Genomic DNA, 6,570 nt, shown 5'->3' on the forward strand with positions numbered 1-6,570 from the left:
CTCAGAAGTAGGCGTTCGCGGGGAACGCGGTGCCGTGGACGACGTTCGCTCCGATCGCCGTCGCCTTGAGGAAGGTCGGGTTGTGGGTCGAGATCGTCCGCACGTTGCGCCAGTGCCGGTCGTGGTTGAACGCTGCCTGGGTGGCGGACGTGCCGCCCACGTCGAACAGCTTGGCCGCCGTGGCGTAGGAGAACCGGTCGACGGCGACCTTCGCCTGGGCCGCGGCGAGCTGTGCCGCCTCGGCCGCCTCGGCGGTCGGGACGCCGTCGACGACGGAGTCGGCTGCGGCCTGGAGCGCCTCGGCCGCCCGCAGCACCAGCGCCTCGGCGGCGAACACGTCGGCCGAGATCTCGCCGACCACCTGCAGCACCTGCGGGTCCTCCGCCGGGCTCTTCGGGGCGTTGGCGTGGCTGTAGTTGCGCGCCCGCCGCTTCACCAGCGCGATGGCATCGTTGCGAGCGCTCCTCAGCACCCCCGCCGTGACGGCCTGCAGGTAGAGCTGGAGGAACGCGCCCTGGTAGCCGGGCACCGGCTCGCCGTCGGGCTCGCCGAGGTCGAAGAACTCCTCGGCCTCCACCCGCACGTCGTCGAGCTGGGTGGTGCCGGTGCCGGTGAGGCGCTGCCCGAACCCGTCCCAGTCGTCGAGGATCGAGACGCCCGGCCGGTCGACCGGGATGACCGCACCGGCGATCCGGCCGTCGGGTGCTGACGCCCAGATCTGGGTGTAGTCGGAGTAGATGCTGCCGGTCGAGTAGTACTTCGTGCCGTTGAGGCGGTAGCCGCCGTCACCGCTGGGGTCGGGCGTGAACGCGGTCTCGAAGTAGAGGCCGACGGGCAGCTTGCTCTGCTCGCTGAAGCCGTTGCCGACCAGCTTGTTGTCGCGGGCGAGCGCGAGCCGGGCACGGAAGGCCGGGTCGTTGCTGCTCTGGAGGTGCTGCTCGACGAACCAGTAGTGGGTGCGGAGGATGTGCGCGGCGTTGGAGTCGGCCTCCGCGAGGTCGATCAGGGCAGCGAAGAACTCCGGCAGGGTCAGTCCGGCGCCACCCTCCTCGACCGGGAGCCGCAGCCGGCCGAGCCCGGCCTCCTTGATCCAGCCGATCACCTCGTGCGGCGCGACCTTGTCGCGCTCGCGCTCGTTGGCGCCGGCGGCGATGCGCTCGAGCAGCGCCGTCCAGGCCGGCGTGCCCGGCCGGACGACGTCGGTGGTGGCCTCGGTGTTGATGCTCATGTCTTTCGGTTCTCCTCGTCGAGGGTCGGGGTGGTGGTGGCCGCTACTCGGCCGAGACCGGCGCGAGCTGGCCGGACAGGTTGGGGTCGTCGTTGGTCGCGAGGTACTCCTGGACGCGGACGTCGAAGAAGATCTCCTCGAGCTTCTCGACCTGCGGGTCGTCGACGTACTCGGTGCCGATCACGAGCTGGCCGGCGAACTCGCGCGGGGCGTCGGGCTCGTAGATGCGGTACTCGTCGGGGGTGCCGGCGTCGACGAACGACATGTTGTAGTCGATGACCGCGTCGACCGAGTCGAGCGTGCGCGGGCCCGCGCCGTACTCCATGTAGGTGAACTCGTAGCCACCGATGTTGTCCTCGATGTCGTTCTCCGTCGCGGCCCACGGGTCGACACCGTCCTGGAACGTGATCTTCCCGGCGCGCTCGAGGATCCAGAGCGCCTGCGCGGTGTTGGCGGGGTCGTTCAGCAGGGCGATCTCGGCGCCCTCGGGGAGGTCGTCGATCGAGTCGTGCTTCGAGGAGTACATCGAGTAGGACCACTGGAACACCGGGCCGAGAGCGGTGAGCTCCATGCCGGTGGCGTCGATGACCTGCTTCAGCCAGTGCTTGTGCTGGTAGATGTTCGCGATGTACTCGCCGTCGGCGGTCGCCTGGTCGAGCTGGTTGCCGTCCTCGATGCCGACCGGCTCGATCGTGATGCCGTGGTCGGGGGCGATCTCGCGGTCGAGGTACTCGAGGAAGGCCAGCTCGCTGGCGCTGCTCGCCTGGTAGGCGATCTGGAAGTTGTTGCTGAAGTGGCTGCCCTGGACGGCCTTCTCGTCGTCACCGCCGCCGAGCTTCAGGAAGAGCCCGGCCGCGACGGCGATGACGACCGCGCCGACGATCAAGGGGATCAGCCAGCCGCGGCTGCCGCCGCCGAGGACGATGGTGTCGCGGGCGTCGTTCGGTCCGCCGGTCTGCTGGTCGGGCTGGTGGGTGGTGGACATGGTGGTGGACCTTTCGAGGGATGGAGCAGAGAGGGAGGGAGAAGGAGGGCTCAGTGGGTGAGGGCGCGGACCGCGCGGTCACCGCTGAACTGGATCGCCTGGACCATCGCGATCAGCACCACGATGCAGGCGATCATGATGTGGTCGTCGAAGCGCCGGTAGCCGTAGTTGACGGCGAGGTAGCCGACGCCACCGGACCCGATCGCGCCGGCGATGGCGGAGTACTCGATCATCGCGACGAGGTTGAGGGTGAAGCCGGCGACCAGGCCGGGGAGGGCCTCGCGCAACTGAATTCCCCGCATGATCTGCCAGCGCGTCGCGCCGGTCGCCAGGCCCACGTCGACCAGCTCCCGCGGCACCTCGCGCACGGCGTTCTCGGTGAGCCGCGCGAAGAACGCGATGCCGGCCACCGACATCGGGATGATCGCCGCCTTGAACCCGATCGTCGTGCCGAACACGAGCTTGGTCACCGGGATGATCGCGGCCATCAGGACGAGGAACGGCAGCGAGCGTCCCAGGTTGGCGACCCAGCTGATGGAGACGTGCACCGCCCGGTGGGGCGTGAGTCCGAGCGGCGAGGTGTTGAAGATCAGCAGGCCGAGCGGGCCGCCGAGGAGCACCACGATCGCCATCACGATGCCGACCATCCGCACCGTCTCGCCGAGGGCGGGCACCAGCAGGTCGTCGACGTCGGCCCAGGGCGTGGCCAGGAGGGAGGTCATGCCGCCGACTCGGTTCGCCCGGCGGTGGCGGGGCGCGCGTCGTCGACCCGCGCCGGACCCGGCTCGGCGGCGAGACCGACCGCCGCGAGCACCTGCGTCACCCGACGCTCGTCGAGCAGCGGATCGAGGCCGACGGTGAGCCGACCGACGGGCACTCCTCCCGACTCCTCCACCAGCGCAGCGAGGACGGCCACGTCACCGAGCTCCCGGCTCACCCGGCTCAGCCAGGCCGGGGAGACCTCGTCCTCGGTGTAGCGCAGCTCCCAGGTCCGCAGGTCGCCGGCCACGGGTGCGGCCGGCATGGGCAGCAGCGCCCGCGAGAGCGGGGAGTCGGAGCGTCGTACGACGTCGGCGACGGAGCCCTGCTCGACGATGCGGCCGTGGTCGAGCTGGGCGACGACGTCGGCGATCCCGCGGACGACGTCCATCTCGTGCGTGATGACCAGGATCGTGACTCCGAGATCGTCGCGGAGGCCGGTCAGCAGGTCGAGGATCGCCCGGGTGGCGTCGGGGTCGAGGCCGGAGGTGGCCTCGTCCGAGAGCAGCACCGACGGCTGCAACGCCAGGCTCCGGGCGATCCCGATCCGCTGCCGCTGCCCGCCCGAGAGCTGGGAGGGGTAGTGGTTGGCCCGATGGAGCATCCCCACCCGCTCCAGCAGGTCGGCCACCCGACTCCTCACCTCGGCGTCGCGGAGGCCCTGGTGACGCATCGGCAACGCGATGTTCTGCGCGGCCGTCAGCCGGCGCAGCAGGTTGGCGGACTGGAAGACGGTGCCGATCTGGCGGCGCGCCCGGCGCAGCGAGCCGCCGGACAGCCCGGCGAGGTCCTGCCCGGCCACCGTGATGCTGCCGCTGGTCGGCCGCTCGAGCAGGTTGATGCAGCGGGCCAGCGTGCTCTTGCCGGCGCCGCTGGGGCCGACGACGGCGGCGATCTGCGCGTCGCCCACCGTGAGGTCGATGCCGTCCAGGACCGGCGTGGGGCCGTAGGTCTTGGTAAGGCCGGAGATCTCGATCATGCAGGTGTGTCCTCGGGTCAGCCAGGCAAGCCTGGTCGCTTAACTCGACTGACTTTATAGACTTTGACCACCGAAGCCAGAGCTACACGTCACATCCGCGAAAGGTTCGGCCGATCACGCCATCGGTCCGCCCGCTCTAGAGTCACCCCATGAGCCAGATCCACGACGCGGTGATCGTCGGCGCCGGCTTCGGCGGGATGGGGGCGGCGATCCAGCTGCGCCGGATGGGGTACGACGACCTGCTGGTCCTCGAGCGCGAGGACGACCTCGGCGGCACCTGGCACGTCAACCGCTACCCCGGCCTCGCCGTCGACATCCCTTCGGCGACGTACTCCTACTCCTTCGAGCCCAACCCCCACTGGTCGCGGCTGTTCGCACCGGGCGCGGAGCTGAAGGCCTATGCCACCCACGTCGCGGAGAAGTACGACCTGCGCCACCACATGCGGTTCGGCGCCGTGGTCGAGGGCGCGGAGTGGGACGAGGCGCGCTCCTGCTGGGAGGTCCGCCTCGCCGACGGCTCGGTCGAGCGCGGTCGGTTCCTGGTGACCGCGACCGGGTTCCTGTCACAGCCGCGGATGCCCGACATCCCCGGCATCGAGGACTTCGCCGGCGACGTCGTGCACACCACCCGGTGGGACGACGACGTCGAGCTCGAGGGACGGCGGATCGGCATCATCGGCACCGGCGCGACGGCCGTCCAGCTGATCCCCGAGCTGGGCCGGGTGGCGCGCCACCTGACCGTCTACCAGCGCACGCCGATCTACGTCTCCCCGAAGATCGACGGGAAGGTCCCGGGCGCGGTGCGCGGCGCCTTCGCGAAGGTCCCGCTGACGCAGCGGGCCGCCCGCCTGACCGGCACGGCGATCCTCGAGGTGATGATGGTCGCCGGGGTGCTGCACTTCCGGAACCTGCCGTGGGCCAACGCGATCGGAAAGGCCGCGTGCGAGCGCCACCTCAAGCGCCAGGTCAAGGACCCCGAGCTGCGGGCGAAGCTGACGCCCGACTACGACTTCGGCTGCAAGCGCCCCACCTTCTCCAACACCTACTACCCCACCCTCACCCGGCCGCACGTCGACCTCGAGACGACCACGATCGACCACGTCGACGAGGCCGGCATCGTCACCACCGACGGTCGCCGCGCCGACCTCGACGTGCTCGTGCTGGCGACCGGCTTCAACCTGTGGGACGAGAACTTCCCGGCGTTCCGCATCGTCGGCCGCGACGGACGCGACCTCGGCCGTTGGTGGCGCGACAACCGGTTCTGCGCCTACGAGGGCATCACGGTGCCGAAGCTCCCGAACTTCCTCTCGCTCAACAGCCCCTACTCGTACTCCGGCCTCTCCTACTTCACGACGATCGAGACCCAGATGGCCCACATGGAGCGCCTGCTCGGCGCGATGCGGGACCGGGACGCGGACGTGTTCGAGGTGCGGGAGGAGGCCAACGACGCCTTCCTCGACCGGATGACCGACCTGCTCGGCAACTCCGTCTTCAACGCCGGCAGCTGCGCGACCGCCCGGAGCTACTACTTCAACCAGCACGGCGAGGCCGTGCTGCTGCGCCCGACCTCGACGATCAGCGCCCACCGCGAGGCGGTGCGCTTCCCGATCGACGACTACGAGTTCCGCACGTCGAAGGTGCCCGTGGCGTAGGGCCTACGCCACGAGGGGTGGTCGTGGTCGTGGGGGGATGTAGTAGCTGATGCGGTCGCGCACGTCGACGGGTGGGGGTGGGGTCCATTCGGGTCGGCGGGTGTGGGGGTTGATCCGCACTTGCCAGGGTGTTCCGTGGGTGAGGGTGTGGTGCTTGCGGCAGAGCAGGATGAGGTTGTCCAGGGAGGTGGTGCCGCCGTCGGCCCAGTGGGTGATGTGGTGGGCGTCGCAGGCGAGGGGGAGGCGGGTGCAGCCGGGGAAGGCGCAGTGGTGGTCGCGCAGGACCAGGGCGTTCCAGATGCCGGTGGTGACCAGGCGTTGGGTGCGGCCCACGTCGAGGACCTGACCCTGACTACCGAGGACCGCGGGGATGATCTCGGCATCACACGCCAGCCGGCGCACGGCAGCGGCCGACAAGCGATCGCCGGTGGGGAGGAGACCGCCGTCGGCCAGGTGCCCGTCGGTCTGCTCGAGCAGGTTGGCGAGGGGGATGGTGATGGTGATCCGGGCGGTGGTGCCGTGCGCATGCGGGAGGACATCGGTGGTCTGGAGGCGGCGGCAGGCCTCGATGAGGGCGTCCCACATCCGGGTGCCGTGCTCCCTGGGGTCGGCACCGGTGTGCGCGCATTCGGGGTCGGGGCAGCGTTTCCCGACCAGGTGACCGTTGTCGTCGAGCTCGAAGCCCTGCCCGGGGCGGCGGGGTTCCCCGCCGCAGGCACCGGGTTCGGTGACCACGGGTGCTGAGAGCGGCATGAGCACTGACTTCACGAGCTCGGCTTCCTCGATGGTGGAGTAGCCCTTGACCCGGACCCCACCGAGGGTGTCGGGGGTGAAGGACAAGAACCGGGCGTGGTGGGCGCCGCGTTCGGCACGGTCCTTGTCCAGGTCGGCTGCCAGCAGGGTGCCGTCGGGGTCGAGCTCGCGGACCACGGTGGGGAAGGCGTGGTCGAGGTCGGTGGCGTCGTAG

General features: G+C 70.3%; 6 protein-coding genes. 1 reads left to right on the top strand and 5 read right to left on the bottom strand.

What is annotated here, in order from left to right; genetic code table 11:
* Nucleotide 1: 1 nt before the first annotated feature.
* The 4 genes from DJ010_RS17520 to DJ010_RS17535 are packed head-to-tail and all read right to left on the bottom strand — an operon-like array spanning nucleotide 2 to nucleotide 3,951.
* A complete protein-coding gene (locus DJ010_RS17520) occupies nucleotides 2-1,228 on the bottom strand; it encodes an acyl-CoA dehydrogenase family protein (RefSeq protein ID WP_109696123.1) in 1,227 nt (408 codons plus the stop codon).
* Between the two features lie 43 nt (nucleotides 1,229-1,271).
* A complete protein-coding gene (locus DJ010_RS17525) occupies nucleotides 1,272-2,213 on the bottom strand; it encodes a MetQ/NlpA family ABC transporter substrate-binding protein (RefSeq protein ID WP_109696125.1) in 942 nt (313 codons plus the stop codon).
* A 50-nt stretch (nucleotides 2,214-2,263) separates the two neighbouring features.
* Nucleotides 2,264-2,935, bottom strand: coding sequence for a methionine ABC transporter permease (locus tag DJ010_RS17530; RefSeq protein ID WP_109696127.1), 672 nt, complete (start codon nucleotides 2,933-2,935; stop codon nucleotides 2,264-2,266).
* Nucleotides 2,932-3,951: a methionine ABC transporter ATP-binding protein gene (locus DJ010_RS17535; protein ID WP_109696129.1), complete on the bottom strand. Its 1,020-nt coding sequence runs from the start codon at nucleotides 3,949-3,951 to the stop codon at nucleotides 2,932-2,934. Before DJ010_RS17535 ends, DJ010_RS17530 begins: the two co-directional genes overlap by 4 nt.
* 149 nt (nucleotides 3,952-4,100) lie before the next feature.
* On the opposite strand from DJ010_RS17535, the gene DJ010_RS17540 reads away from it, so the two are divergent.
* A complete protein-coding gene (locus DJ010_RS17540; protein ID WP_109696131.1) occupies nucleotides 4,101-5,603 on the top strand; it encodes a flavin-containing monooxygenase in 1,503 nt (500 codons plus the stop codon).
* Between the two features lie 3 nt (nucleotides 5,604-5,606).
* Here the strand turns inward: DJ010_RS17540 and DJ010_RS17545 are convergent.
* The coding region (locus DJ010_RS17545; protein WP_146207383.1) for an HNH endonuclease signature motif containing protein at nucleotides 5,607-6,570 on the bottom strand (964 nt) is incomplete at its 5' end.

The organism is Nocardioides silvaticus (assembly GCF_003160695.1).
GTDB classification, from domain to species: domain Bacteria; phylum Actinomycetota; class Actinomycetes; order Propionibacteriales; family Nocardioidaceae; genus Nocardioides; species Nocardioides silvaticus.

What these genes read in the sequence shown, in the direction of transcription:
- DJ010_RS17520 (WP_109696123.1), bottom strand. Translation starts at nt 1,228, where the DNA reads ATGAGCATCAACACCGAGGCCACCACCGACGTCGTCCGGCCGGGCACG.
- DJ010_RS17530 (WP_109696127.1), bottom strand. Translation starts at nt 2,935, where the DNA reads ATGACCTCCCTCCTGGCCACGCCCTGGGCCGACGTCGACGACCTGCTG.
- DJ010_RS17540 (WP_109696131.1), top strand. Translation starts at nt 4,101, where the DNA reads ATGAGCCAGATCCACGACGCGGTGATCGTCGGCGCCGGCTTCGGCGGG.
- DJ010_RS17525 (WP_109696125.1), bottom strand. Translation starts at nt 2,213, where the DNA reads ATGTCCACCACCCACCAGCCCGACCAGCAGACCGGCGGACCGAACGAC.
- DJ010_RS17535 (WP_109696129.1), bottom strand. Translation starts at nt 3,951, where the DNA reads ATGATCGAGATCTCCGGCCTTACCAAGACCTACGGCCCCACGCCGGTC.